Source organism: Vogesella sp. LIG4, assembly GCF_900090205.1.
Lineage (GTDB): Bacteria > Pseudomonadota > Gammaproteobacteria > Burkholderiales > Chromobacteriaceae > Vogesella.
The window spans coordinates 120,489-143,396 of record NZ_LT607802.1 but is presented as its reverse complement, the minus strand read 5'-3'; the positions used below and the strand labels follow the sequence as shown (position 1 = coordinate 143,396).

The window sequence follows — 22,908 nt, the reverse complement described above, 5'->3', positions numbered from 1 at the left end:
GCATGGCAGCGGGACGCAAGATACGCGTGGTGGTGGTGGACGACTCGGCGCTGATACGCGAGCTGCTGGGCAAGATCATCAATGCCGAGCCGGACATGGAAGTGGTAGCGGTGGCGCCGGACCCGGTGGCCGCGCGCGAGCGCATCCGCGAAAGCAACCCGGACGTGATCACCCTGGACGTGGAAATGCCGCGCATGGATGGCCTGGAGTTCCTGCGCCGGCTGATGAGCTTGCGGCCAACTCCGGTATTGATGATTTCCTCGCTGACCGCCGCCGGCTCCGACATCGCCCTGCGCGCGCTGGAGCTGGGCGCGGTGGATTGTATTGAAAAGCCGCAGGTCGATATCGGCCGTGGCATGCAGGAGTATGCCGAGCTGATTTGCGACAAGATACGCACCGCCGCCGCCGCGCGCGTGCAACTACCCAGCCGTTTCGTCCAGGCGCAGCCACAGCCTGTGCCGCTGGCGGGCAGCCAGAACATTCTGCGCAAGGATGCCGTGATCGTGGCGGGCGCCTCCACCGGCGGCACCGAGGCGCTGCGCGAATTCCTCAGCGGCCTGCCGGCCAATACCCCGCCGGTGCTGGTGGTGCAGCACATGCCGGAGCATTTCACGCTGTCGTTCGCCAACCGCCTGGACCAGTGCTGTGCCATGGCGGTATGCGAAGCCAGCGACGGCCAGCCGCTGCAGGCCGGCAATATCTACATCGCGCCGGGCCACTCGCACCTGAGCGTGGTGAGCCGCGGTGGCCAGCTGTTCACCCACCTGGATCAGGGCGAGGCGGTGAATCGCCATCGCCCGTCGGTGGATGTGCTGTTCGACTCGGCGGCGGCCTTGCTGGGCAAGCGCGCGGTAGGGGTGATCCTCACCGGCATGGGCAAGGATGGCGCTGCCGGCATGCTGCGCATGCGCGAGGCCGGCAGCTACAATCTGGGGCAGGATCAGGCCAGCAGCGTGGTGTACGGCATGCCGCGCGCCGCCTACGAGATCGGCGCGGTGCACGAAGTGGTGCCGCTGCCGCGCATGGCCGAGCGCGTGCTGGCCTATCTGTGCGGCCAACAGAAGCGGGAGGCATGATGCTGGCCGGTCATGCGGAACACCGCTACCTCGACAAACATTTCAACCGCCACGCCGCCAAGCTGCTGCCGGGCGAGTTCCAGGCCACCGACGACGGCCTGCTGCTGGTAACGGTGCTGGGCTCCTGCGTGTCCGCCTGCCTGCGCGACCGCGAAACCGGCATTGCCGGCATGAATCACTTCATGCTGCCGGACCACGGCAACGGCAACCGCGACAGCCTGATGCCGGCGCGTTTCGGCACCCACGCCATGGAGCTGCTGATCAACGACATGCTCAAGCTCGGTGCCAGCCGCCGCAGCCTGGAAGCCAAGGTGTTCGGCGGCGGCAACGTGCTGGACGGCATCAGCAAGGCGAATATCGGCCAGCGCAATGCCGGCTTCGTGCGAGCCTTCCTGGCGCAGGAAAACATCCCCATCGTGGCGGAGGACCTGGGCGCCGACATCGCACGCAAGGTGTATTTCTTCACCGACAGCGGCAAGGTGCTGATCAAGAAACTCCGCCCGCAGCATACCCTGGTGCAGGAAGAAGAAAGCTACCGCCGCCGCATCGACAGCGACAGCGAACGCAAGACCGGCGGCGACGTGGATCTGTTCATCTGAGCCGGGCAGGGTTGGCCGCAGGCTGCGGCCAACTTGCGATATCTAGCGCTCCAGCAGCGGCAGCTTGCCTGTCTCCTTGGCCCAGTGCTCGTGATCCGGCAGCGGCTCCTTCTGCTGCACGATCACCGGCCAGACCCTGGACAACTCGGCATTCAGCGCCAGCATGTGGTGCTGCGCCGGCGGCAGATCCTCCTCGGTGGTGATGGCATCGATCGGGCATTCCGGCACGCATAGCGTGCAATCGATGCACTCGTCCGGGTCGATGGCCAGGAAGTTGGAGCCTTCGTGGAAGCAGTCCACCGGGCACACCTCCACGCAGTCGGTGTATTTGCATTTGATGCAGGCTTCGGTTACAACGTGCGTCATTTTTCGCCCTCCACGGCTGTGCACACCGTTATCGGTAGCCAGCTGTGATTATTGTTTGCTCCGCGCCGAATGTCTGCCCCTGATCCCGCTTACCGTGGCCGTTTTGCCCCCAGCCCCACCGGCCTGTTGCACGCCGGCTCGCTGACCACGGCCGTGGGCAGCTACCTGGAAGCCCGTCGCCGCGGCGGCCAGTGGCTGCTGCGCATGGAAGATCTCGACCCTCCGCGCGAAATGCCTGGTGCTGCAGCCAACATCCTGCGCACGCTGGAAGTCTTCGGCTTCGAGTGGGATGGCGAGGTGGTGTACCAGAGCCAGCGCCATCAGCTGTACCGCGCGGCGCTGGACCAGCTCGTTGCCCAGGGCGATGCCTATGGCTGCGGCTGTACCCGCAAGGAAATCAGCGAGCACGGCCTGCGCGGGCTGGACGGCATGGTCTACCCGGGCACCTGCCGCCACGGGCTGGCGCCGGGGCGCAGCCCGCGTGCCTGGCGGCTGCAGGTACCGGATGAAGAGCTGGGTTTCGATGATCGCCTGCAGGGCTATTACGCGCAGCAGCTGCAGCGCGATATCGGCGACTTCGTGCTGCTGCGTGCCGATGGCTTCTGGGCCTATCAGCTGGCGGTGGTGGTGGACGATATCGCGCAGGGCATCAACGACATCGTGCGCGGCGCCGACCTGCTGGTGTCCACGCCGCGCCAGCTGTGGCTGCGGCAATGCCTGGGCGGGCCGGCGGTCAGCCACTGCCACCTGCCGCTGATGGTGAATGCCGCCGGCGAGAAGCTTTCCAAACAGACGCTGGCGCCGGCCATCTCGCCAACGTTGGCCGCACAGGAGCTGCGCCAGGCCCTGCAACGGCTGGGGCATGCGGCGCCAAGCGCGGCGGGGACGGTGGCGGAACTGTGGCAGTGGGCCCACAGCCACTGGCAGCTGACACAGGTACCGGCCGGGCCGGTGACAATTGTTTGAGCATCTTGCAACGCTGGCGCCAACAGCCCCTGGCGGCTGGTTTGTGGCTAACTGCTTGGCCGTAAAGCGAAATATCATGCTTTTTTGTCCAGGACTTGTCGCAAGTATCTGAAAAATGGACAAAACCCGACTTGCCAAGCCGGCAGGGCGCGACGATAATCCGGCCATTCACGCAGGAGAGCGCAGCTAGCCGATAGGCCGGTTGCCGCCGAAGGCGCAAGTGCACCCGCAATCGCTCAGGCAAAAGGACTGCAAGAATCCGGTCGCAAGATCGGCTGAATCTGGAGAGCGGCGCATATCGCGCCCACCGAAGGGGCTAACGGCGCAATGCCGGAAAATCTCAGGTGCATGGACAGAGGGGTGTGAGATAGAGGAATAACTCACTCCGAGGATTTGCCCATGACGGCCCCGAAACGTACCCCACTGTTTGATGCGCATATTGCCGCCAATGCAAAGATGGTTGACTTTGCCGGCTGGGAAATGCCCATTCATTACGGCTCGCAGCTGAAAGAACATGAAATCGTGCGTAACGACGCCGGCATGTTCGATGTGTCCCACATGACCGTGGTGGACATCACCGGCAGCGACGCCAAAGCCTGGCTGCAAAAGCTGATCGCCAACGACGTGTCCAAACTGGGCTTCGAAGGCAAGGCACTCTACTCCGGCATGCTCAACGAGCAAGGCGGCGTGGTGGACGATCTGATCGTTTACCTTGCGGCCAACGGTTACCGCATGGTGATCAACGCCGGCACCACCGAAAAAGACCTGGCATGGATGGACAAGCAGTCCGCCGGTTTCGACGTGGCACTGAAAGTGCGCCGCGACCTGGCCATGCTGGCCGTGCAAGGTCCGCAGGCCATTGCCAAAGTCTGTGCCGTTAAGCCGGACTGGGCAGAAGCCATCCAGGGCCTGAAAGTATTCCAGGGCCTGCCGTTCGGCGAATGGTTCGTGGCCCGCACCGGTTACACCGGTGAAGACGGCCTGGAAATCATGATTCCCGCTGCCGAAGCCATCACCTTCTTCAACCAGCTGCAAGCTGCCGGCGTAGCGCCGATCGGCCTGGGTGCACGCGATACCCTGCGTCTGGAAGCCGGCATGAACCTGTACGGCCACGACATGGACGAAACCGTGTCGCCGCTGGAAGCCGGCATGGGCTGGACCATCGCCTGGAACCCGGAAGAGCGCGATTTCACCGGCCGCAAGGCACTGGAAGCCCAGAAGGCTGCCGGTGTGGCCATGAAGCAGGTGGGCCTGGTGCTGGAAGGCCGCGGCGTACTGCGCGAAGGCCTGAAAGTAGTGGTGGATGGCGCCGAAGGCATCATCACCAGCGGCACTTTCTCGCCGACCCTGAAGCATTCCATCGCCATTGCCCGCGTGCCGGCCGCTACCGGCGCCACCGCCCTGGTGGATCTGCGCGGCACGCTTACCGAGGTTCGCGTGGTGAAAATGCCGTTCGTACGCAACGGTAAGAAAGTTTTTGAATAAGCTGGTGTATAACGACGAGGCGAGAGCGTCGCCCCGGTACTACCCAATCTAGATCCAAACTATCTGCATCAGGAGAATCACATGAGCAACATTCCCGCCGAACTGAAATACGTATCCAGCCACGAATGGCTGCGCCTGGAAGCTGACGGCACCGTTAGCATCGGCATCACCGAACATGCCCAGGAGCTGCTGGGCGATATCGTGTTCGTGGAACTGCCGGCCGTTGGCAGCCAGCTGGGCGAAGGCGAACAGGCAGGTGTGGTGGAGTCGGTAAAAGCCGCCTCCGATATCTACGCCCCGATCGCCGGCGAAGTGCTGGAAGTGAATAGCGATCTGGAAGCGGCTCCGGATCTGGCCAACAGCGATCCGTACGGCGCAGCCTGGTTCTTCAAGATCAAGCCGGCCAACGCCGCTGATCTGGATCGCCTGATGGATGCCGCTGCCTACGCAGCCGAAATCGGCGCCTGATCGAAGGGCCCTGCCGTCGCAAGATGGCGGGGCTTTTGTATTTTTGCCTCCCGATGCGCCCTGCGGGCGGGCCTTGCGGCCAACCCCACCGACGCTGCGCATCGTGTGGCTAGCTAAGACGGAATCGAAGACATGTCGCTCTCGCAACTCTTCAATCATCAAGAATTCATCGAACGCCACATCGGCCCGTGCGAGGCCGAGAAGGCCGAGATGCTGTCCTACGTGGGCGCTTCCTCGCTGGAAGACCTGGTAGCGCAGACCGTGCCGGCCAACATCCGCTTCAACCGCGCGCTGGATCTGCCGCCGGCGCAGCGCGAAGCCGACGCCCTGGCCGACCTCAAGGCCGTGGCCAGCAAGAACGTGGTGAACAACTCCTTCATCGGCCTGGGTTACTACCCGGTGCTGACCCCGGGCGTGATCCTGCGCAATGTGCTGGAAAACCCGGGCTGGTACACCGCCTACACCCCGTACCAGGCTGAAATCGCCCAGGGCCGCCTGGAAGCGCTGCTGAACTTCCAGCAGATGATCATCGACCTGACCGGCCTGGAAGTGGCCAACGCCTCGCTGCTGGACGAAGCCACCGCTGCTGCCGAAGCCATGGCCATGGCGCGCCGCGTGTCCAAGTCCAAGTCCAACCAGTTCTTCGTGGACAGCCGCGTGCTGCCGCAGACCCTGGACGTGATGCGGACCCGCGCCGAATACTTCGGCTTCGAGCTGGTGCAGGGCCACCCGGAAGAAGCCGGCAACGGCGAGTACTTCGGCGTGCTGTTCCAGTACCCGGGCGAATCCGGCGAGCTGCTGGACCTGACCCCGTACATTGCCGCTGCCAAGGCCAAGGGCGCGCTGGCAGTAGTTGCCGCTGACGTGATGGCACTGGTGGCACTGAAGTCGCCGGCCGAAATGGGCGCCGACGTGGCCGTGGGCAACACCCAGCGCTTCGGCGTGCCGATGGGCTTCGGCGGCCCGCACGCTGCCTTCTTCGCGTTCAAGGACGACATGAAGCGCTCGGCACCGGGCCGCATCATCGGCGTATCGGTGGATGCCAAGGGCAAGACCGCGCTGCGCATGGCGCTGCAGACCCGCGAACAGCACATCCGTCGCGAGAAAGCCAACTCCAACATCTGTACCTCGCAGGTGCTGCTGGCCAACATCGCCGGCATGTATGCCGTGTACCACGGCGCCGAGGGCGTGAAGCGCATCGCCGCTCGCATCCACCGCATGGCAGCCATCTTCGCCCACGCGGTGAAGGCAGCCGGCGGCAAGCTGGTGTTCGATCGCTTCTACGACACGGTACAGGTTGACCTGGGCGCCAATGCGGCCAAGGTCTACGCCGCTGCGCTGGCCGCCGGCATCAACCTGCGTGACGCCGGCAACGGCGTGCTGGGCGTGGCCTTCCATGAAGCCGCTACCACCGCCGACCTGGCACAGCTGGTGGAAATCTTCACCGGCAAGCCGGCCGACATCGCGGCGCTGGACGCCGCTGCCGCCGATGCCATCCCGGCCGCGTTGAAGCGTGAGTCCGCCATCCTGTCGCACCCGGTGTTCAACACCCACCACAGCGAACACGAGATGCTGCGCTATCTCAAGAAGCTGGAAAACCGCGACCTGGCGATGAACCACTCCATGATCAGCCTCGGCAGCTGCACCATGAAGCTGAACGCCACCAGCGAGATGATTCCGATCACCTGGCCGGAATTCGCCAACATGCACCCGTTCGCACCGCGCGAGCAGACTGCTGGCTACCTGGAAATGATCGAAGGCCTGCAGCAGCAGCTGATGGCCATCACCGGTTTCGACGCCATCTCCATCCAGCCGAACTCCGGCGCGCAGGGCGAATACGCCGGCCTGCTGGCGATCCGCCGCTTCCACGCCAGCCGTGGCGAAGCGCACCGCACCATCTGCCTGATCCCGCAATCCGCGCACGGTACCAACCCGGCCACCGCGCAGATGCTGGGCATGCAGGTCGTGGTGGTGAAGACCGACGACAACGGTAACGTGGACATGGCCGACATGCGTGCCAAGGCCGAGCAGCATGCGGCCAACCTCGGCGCGCTGATGATCACCTACCCGTCCACCCACGGTGTGTTCGAGGAAGGCATCAAGGAAATCTGCGAGATCGTGCACGCGGCCGGTGGCCAGGTGTACATGGACGGCGCCAACATGAACGCCCAGGTGGGCCTGACCCGCCCGGCCGACATCGGCGCCGACGTGCTGCACATGAACCTGCACAAGACCTTCTGCATCCCGCACGGCGGCGGCGGCCCGGGCATGGGCCCGATCGGCATGAAGTCGCACCTGGCACCGTTCATGGCCAACCACGTGGTGTCCGCCGTACCGGGCGCCGTGGCCGGCCAGAGCGCGGTATCCGCTGCGCCGTTCGGCTCCGCTTCCATCTTGCCGATCTCCTACATGTACATCCGCATGATGGGCGCGGAAGGCATGAAGCACGCCACCGAAATGGCGCTGCTGAACGCCAACTACCTGATGAAGCACCTGTCGGGGCACTACCCGGTGCTGTACACCGGCCGCAACGGCCGCGTGGCACACGAGTGCATCATCGACCTGCGCCCGCTGAAGGCCGCCTCCGGCGTGACCGAGGTGGACGTGGCCAAGCGCCTGATGGACTACGGCTTCCACGCGCCGACCATGAGCTTCCCGGTAGCGGGCACGCTGATGATCGAGCCGACCGAATCCGAATCCAAGGCCGAGCTGGACCACTTCATCTCTGCGATGCTGGCCATCCGCCAGGAAATCGACAAGGTGCAGAACGGCGTATGGCCGGCGGACAACAACCCGCTGGTGAACGCGCCGCACAGCAAGGCAGACATCGCCGGTGAGTGGACCCGCCCGTACAGCCGCGAAGAAGCCTTCTTCCCGCTGCCGTACGTGCTGGAAAACAAGTTCTGGCCGAGCGTGAACCGTATCGACGACGTATACGGCGACCGCAACCTGATCTGCAGCTGCCCGTCCATCGACAGCTACCAGTAAGCCCAAGGTTGGCCGCATGCGGCCAACGTCGGCATGGCAAAGCCCCGCGCAAGCGGGGCTTTTTGTTTGTTTACAGCCTGGCCAAGGTGCCCTCAGGCGCTGCGCCGCACCGTCCACAGCGCACCGCCCAGCAGGATCAGGCCACCGAACTGCAGCGGGCCGAGTGCGTGGCCGTAGGCCAGCCAGTCAATGACGATGGCGGTGGCCGGGTAGATGAACTGCAGCACCGCGATGCGGCTGGTGGGCAGCCGGCTCATGCCGGCATACAGCAGCACGTAGGCAAGGCCGGTGTGCAGGCTGCCCAGGCCGACCAGCCAGCCCCAGGCCGCGCCGGCTTGCGGCCAACCATGCCACAGCGGCCACCAGCAGCTCAGCAGCACACCCACCGCGCACTGCCACCACGCCAGCGCGAAGGCGCTGACACCCGGCGCCAGCTTGGCGATCAGCGGCACGCCGGCATAGCACAGCGAGCCGAACAGGCACAGCAGCAGGCCGGTAAGGTAGCTGCTGCTCAGCACCTGCGCGGCCGGCTGGTCGAACAGCCCGGTGGCCAGCGCCAGCCCCAGCAGCGCCACTCCGCAGGCCAGCGCGCGGGTGGACGACAGATGCTCGCGCAGCAGCCAGGCGCCCAGCAGCAGCACCCAGAACGGCTGCAGGTGAAACACCACCGTGGCCACGCCGATGGACGTCATCGGAATGGCAGCAAAGAACAACGCCCAGTTGCTCACCATCAGCACCCCGGCCAGCACGGCGGCCAACAGTGCGCGCCCGGACAGGCGCAACTCCGCCAGCCTGCCGCTGGCTGCGCCCCATAGCAGCAGCGCCAGGCCGCCGAACAGGCAGCGGAACAGCACCGTGGTCACTGCGTCCTGGTGGGCTTCGGTAACGAAGATGCCGATGCTGCCGAGCAGTACGCCGCCGGCGGTCATCAGCAGCGTGCCGCGCTGCTCGCTGGCGCTGTTGCCGCCCGTGGCGGCAGGGGAGAGGGTGGGGGTAGCGGTCTTCATGCAGTCATTGTGGCCGGGGCGTAATGCTGCGAAAAGCGGATTTATGGCGATGCTATGATTCGATTTTCGAATGCATGGAGCGGCGATGAACGGCAACGACCTGCAACTGGACTGGCTGCGCGCCTTTGTCACCGTGGTGGACAGCGGCTCGCTTACCGCGGCGTCACGGCAGCTGTATCGCTCGCAGTCGGCAATCAGCATGCAATTGAAGAAGCTGGAAGACGCTGCCGGGCGGCCCTTGCTCGCCCGCGGGCCGCGCCACCTGGTGCTGACCGTGGCCGGCAGCGAGTTGCTGCCGCATGCACGGCGCCTGCTTGCCGTGCATGCCGAGGCGGTAGCGGCGCTGCATGCGCCGGCGGTATCCGGCCGCATCCGGCTGGGGGTGCCGGACGACTACGCCATGGCCTACATGGCGCCGGTACTGCGCACCTTCTCCAGCCGCTACCCGGGGGTGGAGATCACCCTGGTGTGCGAGCAGTCCACGGTGCTGATTCCGCGTGTGGAGCGTGGTGAGCTGGATCTGGCACTGGTTTCCCGCGACCAGCCACAGCGCGGCGAGCTGTTGTTCCGCGAGGCGCTGCTGTGGGTAGGGGCGGAAGAGCACGAAGCCTGGCGCCGCGAGCCGCTGCCCATTGCGGTGCACGAGCTGGGCAGCCGCGCACGCAGCGAGGTACTGGCTGCCATCGATGCGCAGCAGCGCGCCTATCGCATCGTTTACTACAGCCCCAATGTGGCCGGCCAGCTGGCGGCGGCCTACAGCGGCATGGCGGTGGCGGTGCTGACGCGCTGCAGCCTGCCGCCGGATCTGAAAGTGCTGGATGCGCGCCACGGCCTGCCTCCCTTGCCGGAACTGGAAGTAGCGCTGATCCGCAGTGCCGCCTCGGCACGCGCCCCGGCGGTGGATGCCATGCATGAACAGCTGCTGCGTACCTTGCAGCGGGAGGGCATCAGTTAGTTGTAGCCCGGATAGCCGTGCGCATCCGGGGCGGCGGCTCGGCGCTGGGCTGCGCCAGATCAGCGCTGCTGCTGTTGCTGGAGATATACCGGCAGGTCGGTAGTGGGCGGGAAAACGTTCAGGTAATAAAGAATGCCCGCCGCGTGGCCACGGTGATAGGTGGTGTGGTTGACCACGTGCAGCAGGATGTCGCGGCGGCTCATGCGGCCAACCCCACCGCCGATGAACTCGAATTCGACGACCTGATCCAGCGCGGACTCGTCCAGCGCGGCGGCGTAGTCCACATACCACTGGTCCAGTTCAAGCTGGCTTGCGACCAGCTCATGGATGCCGGGGCAATGCTCGGGATTACGCGAAGTCAGCCCATGCGGCTTGCCGAGCAGATGGCACTGCCAGACGTAATCCATGGCCAAGGAATGATTGAGGGTGCGGATCAGGCTGCCAAAGACGATGGGGCGCGGCGCGACCAGCTCTGCGTCCGGCACCGTGGACACCACGGACAGGAACAACTCATCGGCCCAGGCCTTGTAGCGGGTAAGGGTTTGGGTATCCGTCATCATGGGGCTTCCTGTTGGTGGCGAGGGGTGGGGCACAGCAACTGTCGAGCGGGGTAGTTTATACGACGATGGCGTAGATTGGAGTGGATGTAATGGCGTCTAAGTTAGCGTACGGCATAAGTGAACCGGATGATGACCAAGCCGAGCGTAAACCAGAATGACTGCCAGAAATGGTTGCGTGGAACAATGAGCGGGTGATTTTTTGCGCGATGGCGAGCAATAGTCTGTGAGAGGAGTGCTGATGTCACCGGCGCTACGACAAGATTGGCCATGCGTAATGGTGGCCAATGGATAAAGGTGTGATTGAACGCGAGAACTGAAAGTCCTGCCAGTATGCAACCGCCCATAAACCAAAGTACGCAGCGGCCTGCAATTGACTCCGGCTCAGGCCGATCCTTGCTGCTGGATGGCCAATCAAATGTGCCATAGCTCAAGACTTCCAAAATAAATTCAAAGAGTGCCTGAAGAATTGCGACAAGTATTTCTTCCAAGGTTCACCTGATGTGCAAATTCAGCGCGTGAAAAAATATAGTTATTGGACGGGGAGCAGAGGTGAACTGTTCTTCCACGGTTGCAGGGTAGTTTCCCGTTCGAGCAATTCCGCTCCGATAATGCGCGGTAAACGTTGGGCTTCGCAAGCTCAGCCCAAGCTACCGTGCTATAGCAGTTCTATTGAAATGGCATATGCCGTGTGAGTTTTCGGTGTTGTGTGTTGTGAGGCATCCGTGCGCAAGGCGCAGCTGTAGCTCGGATAAGTGCAGCGCATCCGGGGGCTACTGGCATTGACCATTTCCCTCCACTACACGTGGCGGGTGTCAGGCGCTGGGCAGGTCGATCACCACCCGCCACAGCGCATGGCCGGAGTGGTGGTATTTGCGTTCGAACGGGGTGAGAAAGTCCTGCGGCTGCCAGCGTTCGGCCTGGCAAGGTTGGCCGCATAGCTGGCTTACCGCCAGCGCGTGCTCTTCGGCATAGGTCTGCCAGTTACTGCGCAGCTCCAGCCGGCCGCCCAGTGCCAGCGCGATGGGGAAGACCGCGTGGCCGTGCCAGCGGCGTTGCAGGTGTTCCGGCTTGGGCCACGGGTTGGGGTAGAGCATCCATTGCTGTGCCGGGCGGATGCCGTCGGCGGCCAGCAGGCGCCAGATGTCCACCATGTCGGCGCGCAGCAGCAGGGCGTTGTCCGGCAGCGGCGCCGGTTTGCCGCGTTGCAGGCGGTCCAGCGACTGGTCGATGCCGACCACGAAATGATCCGGCTGCTGCGCCGCCAGGTTCAGCGTGGAGGCGCCCACGCCGCAGCCGGTGTCCAGCACCAGCGGCGTGCGGCCGTCCCAGGCCGCCAGCAGGGTGGTGTAGGCGGCGCGGTTGTAGTCGGCGAACGGTTTCTGGAACGGATGCTGCGCATGACGCGCCACCACCTCGGCCAGGCGGCTGTGCGGGCCGGGTTGCGAACTGGTAACGGGGCGGGAGTTGGCGAACATGGTGAATCCGGTAAAGGGTTGGCCGCATGGTGGCGGCTGCTTGGTGGTGCTGGTGGGCACGCTGCGCTTTGCCCACCCTACGGTTAGCATTTAAGAACACCCCGTGAAGCGCAGTACAAGGTTGGCCGCATGCGGCCAACCCGGGTGAATCATTTGCCGCGCATGAACAGGTTGTCCAGGTCGCGCATGCTGAGCCGGCTCCAGGTGGGGCGGCCGTGGTTGCACTGGCCGGAGCGCTCGGTGGCTTCCATGTCGCGCAGCAGCGCGTTCATTTCCGGCAGTGTCAGCTGGCGGTTGGCGCGCACCGCGCCGTGGCAGGCCATGGTGGCCAGCAGCTCGTTGCGGCGCTCGGTCAGCACTTCGGTAAGGCCGAACTCGCGCACATCCTTCAGCACCGCACGCGCCAGCTCCACCGGGCTGCTGTCCTGCAGCCACACCGGCACGCCGCGCACGGCGATCTGGGTGGGGGACAGCGGCGCCAGCTCGATGCCCAGGCGCTGCATGGCCTCACCATGCTCATGCACGGTGGCCACTTCGAACTTGTCGGCGGCGAACGATACCGGCAGCAGCAAGGGCTGCATCGGGATGGTGTCGGCTTCCAGCGCGGTTTTCAGCCGCTCGTAGACGATGCGCTCGTGGGCGGCATGCATGTCCACCACGATCAGCCCGTCCTCGCACTGGCTGAGGATGTACACGCCGTGCAGCTGCGCCAGCGCAAAGCCCAGTGGCGGAATGCCGTCACTGGCATCCGGCAGCCGCTGCGGCGCGCCGTTGGCCGGCGGCAGCACATAGCTGGCCGGCGCGGGAGCCGGGCCGCGCTCTTCTTCGCGCAGGCCGGAGAACATCTTGTCGTACACGCCTACTGCCTCGCGCGCCACGTTCAGCGGGATGCTTTGCTGTTCGTAGCGGAACGGCTGCGGCAGCGGGTTGCGGCCAACGTTGCCGCCGCCGTTGCTACCACTGCTGCGTGGCGGGAACAGCGCATCCTGTGTCGGTGTGCTGTTGCCAGGGTTGGCCGCAAGGGCGGGTTCGCCATCGGCCAGGTGCACGGCCGGTGCCTGCCCGGCAGTGGTGCCGGCCAAGGCGCGCTGCACGCTGTGGAACAGGAACTGGTGCACCGCCTGGCTTTCGCGGAAACGCACCTCGATCTTGGTCGGGTGTACGTTCACGTCGACATTGGCCGGGTCCAGCGTGAAGAACAGCGCGTAGGCCGGGTGGCGGTCGTGGTGCAGCACGTCGCGGTAGGCCTGGCGCAGCGCGTGCTGCGCGGTCTTGTCGCGTACGAAGCGGCCGTTCACATAGAAATACTGTGCGTCGCGGCTGGCCTTGGAGTAGGTGGGGCTGGCGATGAAGCCGGTGAGCGTCAGGCCGGCGGCCACGGTTTCCAGCGGCAGTGCCGCTTCGACGAAATCCTTGCCCAGCAGTGCCGAGACGCGATCGGCCAGGCTCTGCTGCGGCAGCCGCCACACCACCTTGCCGTTGTGGCGCAGGGTGAACTCCACCTGCGGGTGCGCCAGCGCGATGCGCTCGAAGGTGGCGGCGCAGTGCGCGTACTCGGTGTTCTCGCTTTTCAGGAATTTGCGCCGCGCCGGGGTGTTGAAGTACAGGTCCACCACTTCCACGCTGGTGCCGGCCGGGTGTGCCGCCGGCTCCACCGGGTGCAGCGTGCCGTCGATGGCGATGATCTGGTGCGCGTGATCGGCGTCCTGCGGGCGGCTGGTGAGGGTGAGGCGCGATACCGACGCCACGCTGGCCAGCCCTTCGCCGCGAAAACCCAGCGTGGCCACGCTCTCAAGATCATCCAGGCTGCCGATCTTGCTGGTGGCGTGGCGGTCCAGTGCCAGCGGCAGCTCGTCGGCGGCAATGCCACTGCCGTTGTCGGTGACGCGGATCAGCTTGATGCCGCCTTGCGCCAGGTCCACGGTGATCCTGTCGGCACCGGCATCCAGGCTGTTTTCCAGCATTTCCTTCAGTGCCGAAGCCGGGCGCTCCACCACCTCGCCGGCGGCGATCTGGTTGACCAGGTGGTCCGGCAGCTTGCGGATGGGCTTCATGCGCGGTCGGCCTTGGCGGCGAACTTGTTGCGCAGTACGGCGATGACAGTGGGCGCCAGCGATACCGCGATGATGGCCAGCATCAGCAGCGACAGGTTGTTGCGCACCACCGGCAGGTTGCCGAAGGCGTAGCCCAGCAGGCAGAAGCCGCCCACCCACAGCACGGTGCCGGTAACGCTGGAGGCGAGGAAGCGCAGGTAGCGCATGTGGCCCATGCCGGCGATGAACGGGGCGAAGGTGCGCACGATGGGGGCGAAGCGCGCCAGGATGATGGTTTTGCGGCCGTGGCGCTGGTAGAAGGCTTCGGTCTGCGTCAGGTAGCTGCGGCGGAAGATGCGCGAATCCGGGTTGGCGAACAGGTGCTTGCCGACGGTGCGGCCTATCAGGTAGTTGCAGGAGTCGCCAAGAATGGCGGCGCCAGCCAGTGTGGCCAGTACCAGCGGCAGCGACATGTCGCCGGTCGCCGCCAGGGCGCCGGCCATGAACAGCAGCGAGTCGCCCGGCAGGAAGGGGGTGACCACCAGCCCGGTTTCGCAGAACACGATCAGGAACAGGATGGCGTAGATCAGCGTGCCGTAGCGGGCGATCAACTCGGCCAGGTGCACGTCGATGTGCAGGATGAAGTCGATCAGAAAGGCGATGATGTCCATGGCGGGGCCTGGTTAGAGTGGCTGACAGGGCAGGGCTGCGGGCAACCCTGCTGTGTCAGGCACCCAAAAAAGTTGGCCGCAGGGTATGCGGCCAACCTTGATGGAGAGCAGACGCGTGGATCAGACCACGGCTTCTTCCTTCGGTTTCACAACCTTGATCATGTGCTCGCGCTTGGTGCCCAGCGCCAGCGCCATCGGGCTGGCCACCAGCACCGAGGAGTAGATGCCGAACACGATACCGATGGTCAGCGCCATGGCAAAGCCGTGCAGCGCCGGGCCGCCGAATACCAGCATCGACAGCACCATGGTTTCGGTACAACCGTGGGTGATGAAGGTACGGCTCATGGTGGCGGTGATGGCGTTGTCGATCACCTCGGAGGTGCTCTTGCCGCGCATTGCCGGGCGGCGGAAGTTCTCGCGGATACGGTCGAATACCACCACCGATTCGTTCACCGAGTAGCCCAGCACCGCCAGCACGCCGGCCAGCACGGTGAGGCTGAACTCCCACTGGAAGAAGGCGAAGCAGCCGAGGATGATCACCACGTCGTGCATGTTGGCGATGATGGCGGATACCGCCAGCCGCCATTCAAAGCGCAGCGCCAGGTAGATGACGATGCCCAGGCACACCAGGGCAATGGCGGTGAGGCCGTGGGTCATCAGCTCGGTGCCCACGCTTGGGCCGACGAAGTCCACCTTGCGCAGCTGCACGCTGGCATCTGCCTGCTTCAGCAGGTTCATCACACCTTCGGACAACTTGCCGGAGTTGGTGCCCGGCTTGTTGGGCAGGCGGATCATCACGTCGCGGCTGGTGCCCAGGTTCTGCACCTGCACTTCGCCCACCTTCAGGCTTTCCACGCGCTGGCGTACGTCCTGCAGGTTGGCCGCCTGCTGGTACTGCACCTCCATTACCGTACCGCCGGTGAATTCCACCGACAGGTTAAGCCCCTTGGTGAACAGGAAAATCACGGCAAGGATGAAGGTCACCAGCGAAATCATGGTGGTTACCTTGCCGTAGCTCATGAACGGGATGTCCCGTTTGATGCGGAAAAACTCCATCTTGCAGGATCCTTATTTGGTTTCCGGTTTCCACACCTGGCCGATGGATACCGAAGCCAGGCGGCGACGGCGGCCATACCACAGGTTCACCACGGCGCGCGATACCAGCACGGCGGAGAACATGGAGGTCAGGATGCCCAGGCAGTGCACCACGGCAAAGCCGCGCACCGGGCCGGAGCCGAAGATCAGCAGCGCGAGGCCGGCGATCAGGGTGGTGACGTTGGAGTCCAGAATCGTCGCCCAGGCGTGGCCGTAGCCGGCGTTGATCGCCGACTGCGGCGGGCTGCCGTTGCGCAGTTCTTCACGGATACGCTCGTTGATCAGCACGTTGGCATCGATGGCCATACCCAGTGTCAGCGCGATCGCTGCAATACCCGGCAGCGTCAGTGTGGCCTGCAGCATGGACAGGATCGCCACCAGCATGAACAGGTTGGCCGCAAGCGACACCACCGAGATCACGCCGAACATGCCGTAGTACAGCACCATGAATACCGCGATGGCAGCAAAACCCCACATGGTGGAGTGGAAGCCCTTCTCGATGTTTTCCTTACCCAGGCTCGGGCCGACGGTACGCTCTTCGATGATGTTCATCGGTGCGGCCAGCGAGCCGGCACGCAGCAGCAGCGCGGTGTCGTTGGCTTCCGCCGGGTTCATGCTGCCGGAGATCTGCACGCGGCCACCGCCGATTTCACTGCGGATCACCGGCGCGGTCACCACTTCGGCCTTGCCTTTTTCCACCAGGATCATCGCCATGCGCTTGCCGATGCTCTGCGCGGTCACGTCGCGGAAGATGGCGGCGCCGGTGGAGTCCAGATTGATGTGCACCGCCGGGGCGCCGTTCTCGTCGAAGCCGGCCTGGGCGTCATTGATATTGTCGCCGGTCAGCTCCACATCCTTCTTCACCAGGATCTTCTGCGGGCCGCGCGGGGTCAGCTCGTCCAGCAGGTCGTAGCCGGTAGGCACATTGCCTGCCAGGGCTTCGGCCATCTTGCTGCTGTCGTCTTCCACCATGCGCACCTGCAAGGTGGCGGTACGGCCGAGGATGTCCTTGGCCTTGGCGGTATCCTGCACGCCCGGCAGCTGCACCACGATGCGGCTGGGGCCTGCCTGCTGGATCACCGGCTCGGCCACGCCCAGCTCGTTCACGCGGTTGTGCAGGGTGGTGATGTTCTGTTTCACCGCATCACTCTGTACGCGGGTGATTTCTTCCGGCTTCAGCGTCAGCACCAGGCGGTAGCTGCTGGCGTCCTTGTTGAACGACAGCGTCGGCAGGGTGCGCGCCAGCTGGTCGGCAGCGCTGTTCAGCGTGGTTTCGTCACGCAGCTGCACTTCCAGGTTGGTGTCGCCGGTACGCTTGATGCTGCCGTAGCGGATCTTGGCGTTGCGCAGTTCGCGGCGGATGTCGCCGGCGTAGCGCTCCATGGTCTTGTCCACGGCGGCCTTCATGTCCACTTCCAGCAGGAAGTGCACGCCACCGCGCAGGTCCAGACCCAGGAACATCGGGTTGGCATGCAGGCGGGTCAGCCAGGAAGGGGAGGCCGGCAGCAGGTTCAGCGCGATGATGTAGTTGTCGCCCAGCAGTTGCTGGATGGCATCGCGCGCCTTGATCTGGGTATCCGGGTCCTTGAAGCGGACCTTCAGGCTGGCGCCGTCCAGAAAGATGCCTTGCGGTGCAATGCCCTGCTGTTTCAGGGCGTCTTCAATGCGGGACATCAGCGCCGTGTCCACCGGAATGGACTGGCGGCTGCTGGAAATCTGCACTGCCGGCGTTTCGCCGAAGAAATTGGGCAGGGTGTAGATCGACGACGCGATCAGCACCAGCGCAATGAGTAGGTATTTCCAGATCGGGAAGCGGTTCATGGAAGCTAGGCAGTAAAAGGGCCACCGTGGCAGCCCGGGGTTTTCGAACCTGTTTACGCTCTGCTGCGCTCAGGCGAGACGGCGTTGGATACCACTGGAGCATGCGCATTTACTGTTGGTAAATTCCGCGTCCCGCAGTTTTCGCCTGGTCTCGCCTTTGCTAGCTGGATCGCAACCCTGTGCTTACAGGGACTTGATGGTGCCTTTTTCCAGCTTGGAGCCAACGGCACCGCGCTGTACGTTCACTTCTACACCATTGGCAACCTCGATGGTCAGGTACTGTTCACCGGTCTTGGTCACGCGGCCAATGATACCGCCCTGGGTCACGACTTCATCGCCCTTGACGATTTCGGACAGCATCTTCTGGTGTTCCTTGGCGCGCTTCTGCTGCGGGCGCACCAGCATGAACCAGAACAGCGCGAAGATGACGATCATTGGCAAAAACTGCATGAACTGGGTGGCGTTCGCCATGGGGTTCTCCCTTTGAAGGTGTTGATCTTGTATGCAGGCCGGGCATTGTAGCCACGGCCTGCCGGTTTTCCAACCGCGCGGGGTTGGCCGCAAGGACATCTGACTGCGGCCGCCCCGGCGGGTTCATCAGTTCACGCCGCTGGCACGGCGCTGGTGGAAGCCGGCTTTCCAGTCTTCGAACTGGTCGGCCTCGATGGCGTCGCGCATTTCCTGCATCAACGCCTGGTAGTAATACAGGTTGTGGATGGTGTTCAGCCGTGCGCCCAGAATCTCGCCGGTGCGGTGCAGGTGATGCAGGTAGGCGCGGCTGAAGTGGCGGCAGGTGTAGCAGCCGCAGTGTTCGTCCAGCGGCTTCTTGTCGGCCTTGTAGCGCGCGTTCTTGATCTTGACGTCGCCCCACTGGGTGAAGATCCAGCCATTGCGTGCGTTGCGGGTGGGCATCACGCAGTCGAACATGTCGATGCCGTTGGCCACGCCGTGCACCAGGTCTTCCGGCGTGCCCACACCCATCAGGTAGTGCGGCTTCCCGGCCGGTAGCATGTCCTTCAGCTCGGTGAGCATGCGGTACATCTCCGGCTTGGGTTCGCCCACCGACAGCCCGCCGATAGCGATGCCGTCGAAGCCGATGTTCATCAGCCCGTCCAGCGACTCCTGGCGCAGGTCGGTGTACAGGTTGCCCTGCACGATGCCGAACAGCGCGTTGGGGTTCTTCAGCTCGTCGAAGGCGCGGCGCGAGCGCTCGGCCCAGCGCAAGCTCATGCGCATCGACTTGGCTGCGGTGGCGTGGTCGACCTGGCCCGGGGTGCATTCGTCGAAGATCATCACGATGTCCGAGTTCAGCACCTTCTGGATCTCCATCGACTTTTCCGGCGACAGGAACAGCTTGTCGCCGTTCACCGGGCTCTGGAAGGTGACGCCTTCTTCGGAGATCTTGTTCATGGCGCCCAGGCTGAATACCTGGAAACCACCGGAATCGGTAAGGATGGGTTTGTCCCAGCCGATGAAGTCGTGCAGGCCGCCGAATTGCTCGATGATCTCCAGCCCCGGGCGCAGCCACAGGTGGAAGGTGTTGCCCAGAATGATCTGGGCGCCGATGTCGGTCAGCTCGTGGGGGCTCATCGCCTTCACCGAGCCATAGGTGCCCACCGGCTGGAATACCGGGGTTTCCACGGTGCCGTGGTTCAATTCCAGCGTGCCGCGGCGTGCGCCGCCGGAAGTCTTGTGTACGGTAAACTTCAGCATGTGCTTGATATTAATCGCGAGATTCCTGAATTCAGCCGCGCAGTATACACTAGCCGCACCGCATTCTGCTTGTCGCCGGCTTGTCACTGCCTTGATTTGCCGCTAGTATTGGCCCCCTGACGACAGGCACGTAGCTCAGCTGGTTAGAGCACCACCTTGACATGGTGGGGGTCGTTGGTTCGAGTCCAATCGTGCCTACCAAATATTTCGCTGTGGAGTAAATCATGGTCTTCCGAACTACCACCACCCGTATCTCGAAATGAGTTCGAGCCTACGGGTGTTTGCGTGAAGCGAAACACTCCTCAGCAAAAAAGTGCGGCTCAATGGCCGCACTTTTTTTTTGCCGATTTGAAAACTGTCCACCTTTGAGCTGGAGTTGCTATGCCTGACATTCGCCTGCCCGACGGCTCCGTCCGTTCCTTCGACAAGCCGGTAACGGTGCATGAAGTGGCTGCGTCCATCGGCACCGGCCTTGCGCGCGCCGCGCTGGCTGGCCGCGTGGATGGCAAGCTGGTCGATACCTCGCACCTGATCGACGCCAACGCCGACCTGGCCATCATCACCGACAAGGATGCCGACGGCCTGTCCATTATTCGCCACTCCACCGCCCACCTGCTGGCCTACGCGGTGAAGGAGCTGTTCCCGGAAGCCCAGGTCACCATCGGCCCGGAAATCGAAAACGGCTTCTACTACGATTTCGCCTACAAGCGTCCGTTCACCCCGGAAGACCTGGTGGCCATCGAGAAGAAGATGAGCGAGCTGGCGAAGAAGGACATCCCGGTAGAGCGCTACGAGCTGCCGCGTGACGAGGCGATTGCCTACTTCAAGAGCATTGGCGAGGCGTACAAGGCCGAGATCATCGCCTCTATCCCGCAGGGCGAGGTATTGAGCCTGTACCGCGAAGGCGAATTCACCGACCTGTGCCGCGGCCCGCACGTGCCGTCCACCGGCAAGCTCAAGGTATTCAAGCTGATGAAGGTGGCCGGCGCCTACTGGCGTGGCGACAGCAATAACGAGATGCTGCAGCGCGTGTACGGCACCGCCTGGGCCAAGAAGGAAGACCTGGAGCAGTACCTGCACATGCTGGAAGAGGCCGAGAAGCGCGACCACCGCAAGCTGGGCAAGCAGCTGGACCTGTTCCACCTGCAGGACGAGGCGCCGGGCATGGTGTTCTGGCACCCGAAAGGCTGGCAGCTGTGGCAGAGCATCGAGCAGTACATGCGCAAAACGTTGGCCGCAGCCGGCTACCAGGAGATCCGCACCCCGATGGTGATGGACCGCGTGATGTGGGAGAAATCCGGCCACTGGGAAAACTACCGCGACGCGATGTTCACCACCGAGTCGGAAAAGCGCGACTACGCGGTGAAGCCGATGAACTGCCCGGGCCACGTGCAGGTGTTCAACAGCGGCCTGCGCTCCTACCGCGAGCTGCCGATGCGCCTGGCCGAGTTCGGCGCCTGTCACCGCAACGAGCCGTCCGGCGCGCTGCACGGCATCATGCGCGTGCGCGGCTTCGTGCAGGACGATGCGCACATCTTCTGTACCGATGACCAGATCATCGCCGAAGCCAAGGCCTTCAACGAGCTGACCATGGCGGTATACAAGCGCTTCGGCTTCGAGCAGGTATCGGTGAAGCTGAGCCTGCGTCCGGAGAAATACGCCGGCACCCTGGAAACCTGGGACCGCGCCGAAGAAGGCCTGCGCGAAGCGCTGCGCGCCTGTGGCATTGAATGGGAAGAGCTGCCGGGCGAGGGCGCCTTCTACGGCCCGAAGATCGAATACCACATCAAGGACGCGCTGGGCCGCTCCTGGCAGTGCGGCACCCTGCAGCTGGACTACGTGCTGCCGGAGCGCCTGGACGCCGAGTACGTGGCCGACGACAACAGCCGCAAGCGCCCGGTGATGCTGCACCGAGCGGTGCTGGGCTCGCTGGAGCGCTTCATCGGCATCCTGATCGAAAACCATGCCGGCGCCTTCCCGTTGTGGCTGGCCCCGGTACAGATGGTGGTGATGAATATCACCAGCGCCCAGGCCGAATATGCGCAACAAGTGGCCGACAAACTGCGCTCGCAGGGCTTCCGTGTCGATCTTGACTTGAGGAACGAAAAGATCGGCTATAAAATCCGCGAGCACAGCCTGCAAAAGCTTCCATATCAAGTCGTTATCGGCGACAAGGAAATGGAAGGCGGGCTGGTGGCGGTACGTGCCCGAGGCGAGGATCTGGGCCAGATGTCGGTGGATGCCTTCGTGCAGCAGCTGACTGCTGCGCTGGCGCAGAACTGACAACCGTACCGGCCGATCTGAATTTTTTAAGGAGTAATAGCTATAGCTCAGGAACGTGAATCGCGGATCAATGGCGAGATTACCGCTCGCGAAATCCGCCTGGTAGGTGAGGAAGGCGAACAGCTTGGCATCGTCAGCGTGCGTGAAGCACTGGCACTGGCCGAGGAGCGCGAGGTGGATCTGGTGGAGATTTCCCCGACCGCCCAGCCGCCGGTGTGCAAACTGATGGACTACGGCAAGTTCAAGTACCAGCAGGCCAAGAAAAAGCACGAAGCCAAGCTCAAGCAGAAGCAAGTGCAGGTCAAGGAAATCAAATTCCGCCCGGGTACGGACGATGGCGACTACAACGTCAAGCTGCGCAACCTGATCCGCTTCCTGTCTGATGGCGACAAGGCCAAGATCACCCTGCGCTTCCGCGGTCGTGAAATGGCGCACCAGGATATCGGTCTGGCGCTGCTCAAGCGCGTGGAGGCCGATCTGGCCGAAGTGGGCACCGTCGAACAGTTCCCGAAACTGGAAGGCCGCCAGATGGTCATGATGATTGCCCCGAAAAAGAAATAATCGGGTATAATCATCGACTTCCGCACGGCAGGCTCGCCTGCCGTGTTGATTTTGTAAGCCGCAAGGCTTGCACAAAAGCGTGACGCAGTGGTTTCAAGTGCCTTTGGCCACCCTGTGTCTAATCTAACGAAAATTCAGCAGGAGATTTCCATGCCGAAGATGAAAACCAAGTCGAGCGCGAAAAAGCGTCTCAAAGTGCTGGGTAACGGCGGCGTTAAACGCTCCATGGCCTTCAAGCGTCACATCCTGACCAAGAAGACCACCAAGAACAAGCGCCAGCTGCGCGGTACCACCATGGTACACGCTACCAACATGGCCTCTGTTCGCGCCATGATGCCCTACGCATAAGGAGACTGAATAAATGCCACGCGTAAAACGCGGTGTAACCGCACGTGCTCGTCACAAGAAAATCCTGGCTCTGGCGAAAGGCTACCGCGGCCGTCGCAAGAACGTCTATCGCATCGCCAAACAGGCGGTGATGAAAGCCGGTCAATATGCATACCGCGACCGTCGTCAGAAAAAGCGTCAGTTCCGTCAACTGTGGATTGCTCGTATCAACGCAGCTGCTCGTGAAAACGGCCTGCCGTACAGCAAGTTCATGAACGGTCTGAAGAAGGCTCTGATCGAAATCGACCGTAAGGTCCTGGCCGATCTGGCCGTGTTCGACAAGCCGGCATTTGCTCTCATCGTTGAGAAAGCCAAAGCCGCCCTTGCTTGATCGCAGGACACCTGAAAGGGAGGCTGATGCCTCCCTTTTTTTTCGATTTGCCGCAGAAAGCTGACTCG

The 22,908-nt window shown here is 63.4% G+C and carries 22 protein-coding genes, 1 tRNA gene and 2 riboswitches; of the genes, 12 read left to right on the top strand and 11 right to left on the bottom strand.

Going from position 1 to position 22,908, the window contains the following annotated elements; genetic code table 11:
* Positions 1 to 2: 2 nt before the first annotated feature.
* Positions 3 to 1,076 carry a chemotaxis response regulator protein-glutamate methylesterase gene (locus PSELUDRAFT_RS00645; protein WP_088965023.1) on the top strand — a complete coding sequence of 358 codons (1,074 nt, stop codon included), beginning with the start codon at positions 3 to 5 and terminating at the stop codon, positions 1,074 to 1,076.
* A complete protein-coding gene (gene cheD / locus PSELUDRAFT_RS00640; protein ID WP_088965022.1) occupies positions 1,073 to 1,675 on the top strand; it encodes a chemoreceptor glutamine deamidase CheD in 603 nt (200 codons plus the stop codon). Before PSELUDRAFT_RS00645 ends, cheD begins: the two co-directional genes overlap by 4 nt.
* 42 nt (positions 1,676 to 1,717) lie before the next feature.
* On the opposite strand, the gene fdxA is transcribed toward cheD, so the two are convergent.
* Positions 1,718 to 2,041 carry a ferredoxin FdxA gene (gene fdxA, locus PSELUDRAFT_RS00635; RefSeq protein ID WP_088965021.1) on the bottom strand — a complete coding sequence of 108 codons (324 nt, stop codon included), beginning with the start codon at positions 2,039 to 2,041 and terminating at the stop codon, positions 1,718 to 1,720.
* A gap of 69 nt (positions 2,042 to 2,110) precedes the next feature.
* On the opposite strand from fdxA, the gene gluQRS reads away from it, so the two are divergent.
* The 4 genes from gluQRS (at position 2,111) to gcvP (ending at position 7,948) form a co-directional block, all read left to right on the top strand.
* Positions 2,111 to 3,007 (top strand): tRNA glutamyl-Q(34) synthetase GluQRS, encoded by an 897-nt coding sequence (gluQRS, locus tag PSELUDRAFT_RS00630; protein WP_088965020.1) that lies wholly within the window; start codon positions 2,111 to 2,113, stop codon positions 3,005 to 3,007.
* Positions 3,008 to 3,170: 163 nt separating this feature from the next.
* Positions 3,171 to 3,269, top strand: a riboswitch (glycine riboswitch).
* 9 nt (positions 3,270 to 3,278) lie between these two features.
* Positions 3,279 to 3,373, top strand: a riboswitch (glycine riboswitch).
* 33 nt (positions 3,374 to 3,406) lie between these two features.
* Positions 3,407 to 4,492 (top strand): glycine cleavage system aminomethyltransferase GcvT, encoded by a 1,086-nt coding sequence (gcvT, locus tag PSELUDRAFT_RS00625; RefSeq protein ID WP_088965019.1) that lies wholly within the window; start codon positions 3,407 to 3,409, stop codon positions 4,490 to 4,492.
* 81 nt (positions 4,493 to 4,573) lie between these two features.
* Positions 4,574 to 4,960 (top strand): glycine cleavage system protein GcvH, encoded by a 387-nt coding sequence (gene gcvH, locus PSELUDRAFT_RS00620; protein WP_088965018.1) that lies wholly within the window; start codon positions 4,574 to 4,576, stop codon positions 4,958 to 4,960.
* A 132-nt stretch (positions 4,961 to 5,092) separates the two neighbouring features.
* A complete protein-coding gene (gene gcvP / locus PSELUDRAFT_RS00615; RefSeq protein WP_088965017.1) occupies positions 5,093 to 7,948 on the top strand; it encodes an aminomethyl-transferring glycine dehydrogenase in 2,856 nt (951 codons plus the stop codon).
* 92 nt (positions 7,949 to 8,040) lie between these two features.
* Here gcvP and PSELUDRAFT_RS00610 read toward each other — a convergent pair whose 3' ends face one another.
* On the bottom strand, positions 8,041 to 8,955 hold the full coding sequence (locus PSELUDRAFT_RS00610; RefSeq protein WP_157724978.1) for a DMT family transporter: 915 nt from the start codon (positions 8,953 to 8,955) through the stop codon (positions 8,041 to 8,043).
* An 85-nt stretch (positions 8,956 to 9,040) separates the two neighbouring features.
* On the opposite strand from PSELUDRAFT_RS00610, the gene PSELUDRAFT_RS00605 reads away from it, so the two are divergent.
* Positions 9,041 to 9,910 (top strand): LysR family transcriptional regulator, encoded by an 870-nt coding sequence (locus PSELUDRAFT_RS00605; RefSeq protein WP_088965016.1) that lies wholly within the window; start codon positions 9,041 to 9,043, stop codon positions 9,908 to 9,910.
* Positions 9,911 to 9,969: 59 nt separating this feature from the next.
* On the opposite strand, the gene PSELUDRAFT_RS00600 is transcribed toward PSELUDRAFT_RS00605, so the two are convergent.
* The 9 genes from PSELUDRAFT_RS00600 to tgt all read right to left on the bottom strand — a co-directional run bounded on the left by PSELUDRAFT_RS00600 (position 9,970) and on the right by tgt (position 19,278).
* Positions 9,970 to 10,470, bottom strand: a complete 501-nt coding sequence (locus PSELUDRAFT_RS00600; RefSeq protein WP_197693915.1) for a DinB family protein — start codon at positions 10,468 to 10,470, stop codon at positions 9,970 to 9,972.
* 101 nt (positions 10,471 to 10,571) lie between these two features.
* Positions 10,572 to 10,958 (bottom strand): hypothetical protein, encoded by a 387-nt coding sequence (locus PSELUDRAFT_RS19120; RefSeq protein WP_157724977.1) that lies wholly within the window; start codon positions 10,956 to 10,958, stop codon positions 10,572 to 10,574.
* Between the two features lie 324 nt (positions 10,959 to 11,282).
* Positions 11,283 to 12,035, bottom strand: a complete 753-nt coding sequence (locus tag PSELUDRAFT_RS00595) for a tRNA (guanosine(46)-N(7))-methyltransferase TrmB (RefSeq protein WP_197693914.1) — start codon at positions 12,033 to 12,035, stop codon at positions 11,283 to 11,285.
* Positions 12,036 to 12,094: 59 nt separating this feature from the next.
* Positions 12,095 to 13,999: a DNA mismatch repair endonuclease MutL gene (gene mutL / locus PSELUDRAFT_RS00590; RefSeq protein WP_088965014.1), complete on the bottom strand. Its 1,905-nt coding sequence runs from the start codon at positions 13,997 to 13,999 to the stop codon at positions 12,095 to 12,097.
* Entirely contained in the window at positions 13,996 to 14,643 is a 648-nt protein-coding gene (locus PSELUDRAFT_RS00585; RefSeq protein ID WP_231895355.1) for a DedA family protein, read from the bottom strand. Before PSELUDRAFT_RS00585 ends, mutL begins: the two co-directional genes overlap by 4 nt.
* A 126-nt stretch (positions 14,644 to 14,769) precedes the next feature.
* Positions 14,770 to 15,705 (bottom strand): protein translocase subunit SecF, encoded by a 936-nt coding sequence (gene secF, locus PSELUDRAFT_RS00580; protein ID WP_088965012.1) that lies wholly within the window; start codon positions 15,703 to 15,705, stop codon positions 14,770 to 14,772.
* Between the two features lie 12 nt (positions 15,706 to 15,717).
* Positions 15,718 to 17,565, bottom strand: coding sequence for a protein translocase subunit SecD (gene secD, locus PSELUDRAFT_RS00575; protein ID WP_088965011.1), 1,848 nt, complete (start codon positions 17,563 to 17,565; stop codon positions 15,718 to 15,720).
* A gap of 183 nt (positions 17,566 to 17,748) precedes the next feature.
* On the bottom strand, positions 17,749 to 18,036 hold the full coding sequence (gene yajC / locus PSELUDRAFT_RS00570) for a preprotein translocase subunit YajC (protein ID WP_088965010.1): 288 nt from the start codon (positions 18,034 to 18,036) through the stop codon (positions 17,749 to 17,751).
* A gap of 126 nt (positions 18,037 to 18,162) precedes the next feature.
* A complete protein-coding gene (gene tgt, locus PSELUDRAFT_RS00565; protein ID WP_088965009.1) occupies positions 18,163 to 19,278 on the bottom strand; it encodes a tRNA guanosine(34) transglycosylase Tgt in 1,116 nt (371 codons plus the stop codon).
* Positions 19,279 to 19,402: 124 nt separating this feature from the next.
* Between tgt and PSELUDRAFT_RS00560 the strand changes: the two genes are divergently transcribed.
* The 5 genes from PSELUDRAFT_RS00560 to rplT all read left to right on the top strand — a co-directional run bounded on the left by PSELUDRAFT_RS00560 (position 19,403) and on the right by rplT (position 22,840).
* A tRNA-Val gene (locus PSELUDRAFT_RS00560) sits at positions 19,403 to 19,479 on the top strand.
* A gap of 180 nt (positions 19,480 to 19,659) precedes the next feature.
* Positions 19,660 to 21,561: a threonine--tRNA ligase gene (gene thrS / locus PSELUDRAFT_RS00555; RefSeq protein ID WP_088965008.1), complete on the top strand. Its 1,902-nt coding sequence runs from the start codon at positions 19,660 to 19,662 to the stop codon at positions 21,559 to 21,561.
* Between the two features lie 36 nt (positions 21,562 to 21,597).
* Positions 21,598 to 22,122, top strand: a complete 525-nt coding sequence (gene infC / locus PSELUDRAFT_RS00550) for a translation initiation factor IF-3 (protein ID WP_088965007.1) — start codon at positions 21,598 to 21,600, stop codon at positions 22,120 to 22,122.
* Between the two features lie 150 nt (positions 22,123 to 22,272).
* The gene (gene rpmI / locus PSELUDRAFT_RS00545) at positions 22,273 to 22,470 is read left to right on the top strand and encodes a 50S ribosomal protein L35 (RefSeq protein ID WP_054287050.1); all 198 of its coding nucleotides are present in this window, start codon (positions 22,273 to 22,275) and stop codon (positions 22,468 to 22,470) included.
* Positions 22,471 to 22,483: 13 nt separating this feature from the next.
* The gene (gene rplT, locus PSELUDRAFT_RS00540; RefSeq protein WP_017507005.1) at positions 22,484 to 22,840 is read left to right on the top strand and encodes a 50S ribosomal protein L20; all 357 of its coding nucleotides are present in this window, start codon (positions 22,484 to 22,486) and stop codon (positions 22,838 to 22,840) included.
* Positions 22,841 to 22,908: the final 68 nt, after the last annotated feature.

Coding starts and splice junctions, on each gene's coding strand:
- PSELUDRAFT_RS00645 (WP_088965023.1), top strand. CDS start 3: ATGGCAGCGGGACGCAAGATACGCGTGGTGGTGGTGGACGACTCGGCG.
- cheD (WP_088965022.1), top strand. CDS start 1,073: ATGATGCTGGCCGGTCATGCGGAACACCGCTACCTCGACAAACATTTC.
- fdxA (WP_088965021.1), bottom strand. CDS start 2,041: ATGACGCACGTTGTAACCGAAGCCTGCATCAAATGCAAATACACCGAC.
- gluQRS (WP_088965020.1), top strand. CDS start 2,111: ATGTCTGCCCCTGATCCCGCTTACCGTGGCCGTTTTGCCCCCAGCCCC.
- gcvT (WP_088965019.1), top strand. CDS start 3,407: ATGACGGCCCCGAAACGTACCCCACTGTTTGATGCGCATATTGCCGCC.
- gcvH (WP_088965018.1), top strand. CDS start 4,574: ATGAGCAACATTCCCGCCGAACTGAAATACGTATCCAGCCACGAATGG.
- gcvP (WP_088965017.1), top strand. CDS start 5,093: ATGTCGCTCTCGCAACTCTTCAATCATCAAGAATTCATCGAACGCCAC.
- PSELUDRAFT_RS00610 (WP_157724978.1), bottom strand. CDS start 8,955: ATGAAGACCGCTACCCCCACCCTCTCCCCTGCCGCCACGGGCGGCAAC.
- PSELUDRAFT_RS00605 (WP_088965016.1), top strand. CDS start 9,041: ATGAACGGCAACGACCTGCAACTGGACTGGCTGCGCGCCTTTGTCACC.
- PSELUDRAFT_RS00600 (WP_197693915.1), bottom strand. CDS start 10,470: ATGATGACGGATACCCAAACCCTTACCCGCTACAAGGCCTGGGCCGAT.
- PSELUDRAFT_RS00595 (WP_197693914.1), bottom strand. CDS start 12,035: ATGCTAACCGTAGGGTGGGCAAAGCGCAGCGTGCCCACCAGCACCACC.
- mutL (WP_088965014.1), bottom strand. CDS start 13,999: ATGAAGCCCATCCGCAAGCTGCCGGACCACCTGGTCAACCAGATCGCC.
- secF (WP_088965012.1), bottom strand. CDS start 15,705: ATGGAGTTTTTCCGCATCAAACGGGACATCCCGTTCATGAGCTACGGC.
- secD (WP_088965011.1), bottom strand. CDS start 17,565: ATGAACCGCTTCCCGATCTGGAAATACCTACTCATTGCGCTGGTGCTG.
- yajC (WP_088965010.1), bottom strand. CDS start 18,036: ATGGCGAACGCCACCCAGTTCATGCAGTTTTTGCCAATGATCGTCATC.
- tgt (WP_088965009.1), bottom strand. CDS start 19,278: ATGCTGAAGTTTACCGTACACAAGACTTCCGGCGGCGCACGCCGCGGC.
- thrS (WP_088965008.1), top strand. CDS start 19,660: ATGCCTGACATTCGCCTGCCCGACGGCTCCGTCCGTTCCTTCGACAAG.
- rpmI (WP_054287050.1), top strand. CDS start 22,273: ATGCCGAAGATGAAAACCAAGTCGAGCGCGAAAAAGCGTCTCAAAGTG.
- rplT (WP_017507005.1), top strand. CDS start 22,484: ATGCCACGCGTAAAACGCGGTGTAACCGCACGTGCTCGTCACAAGAAA.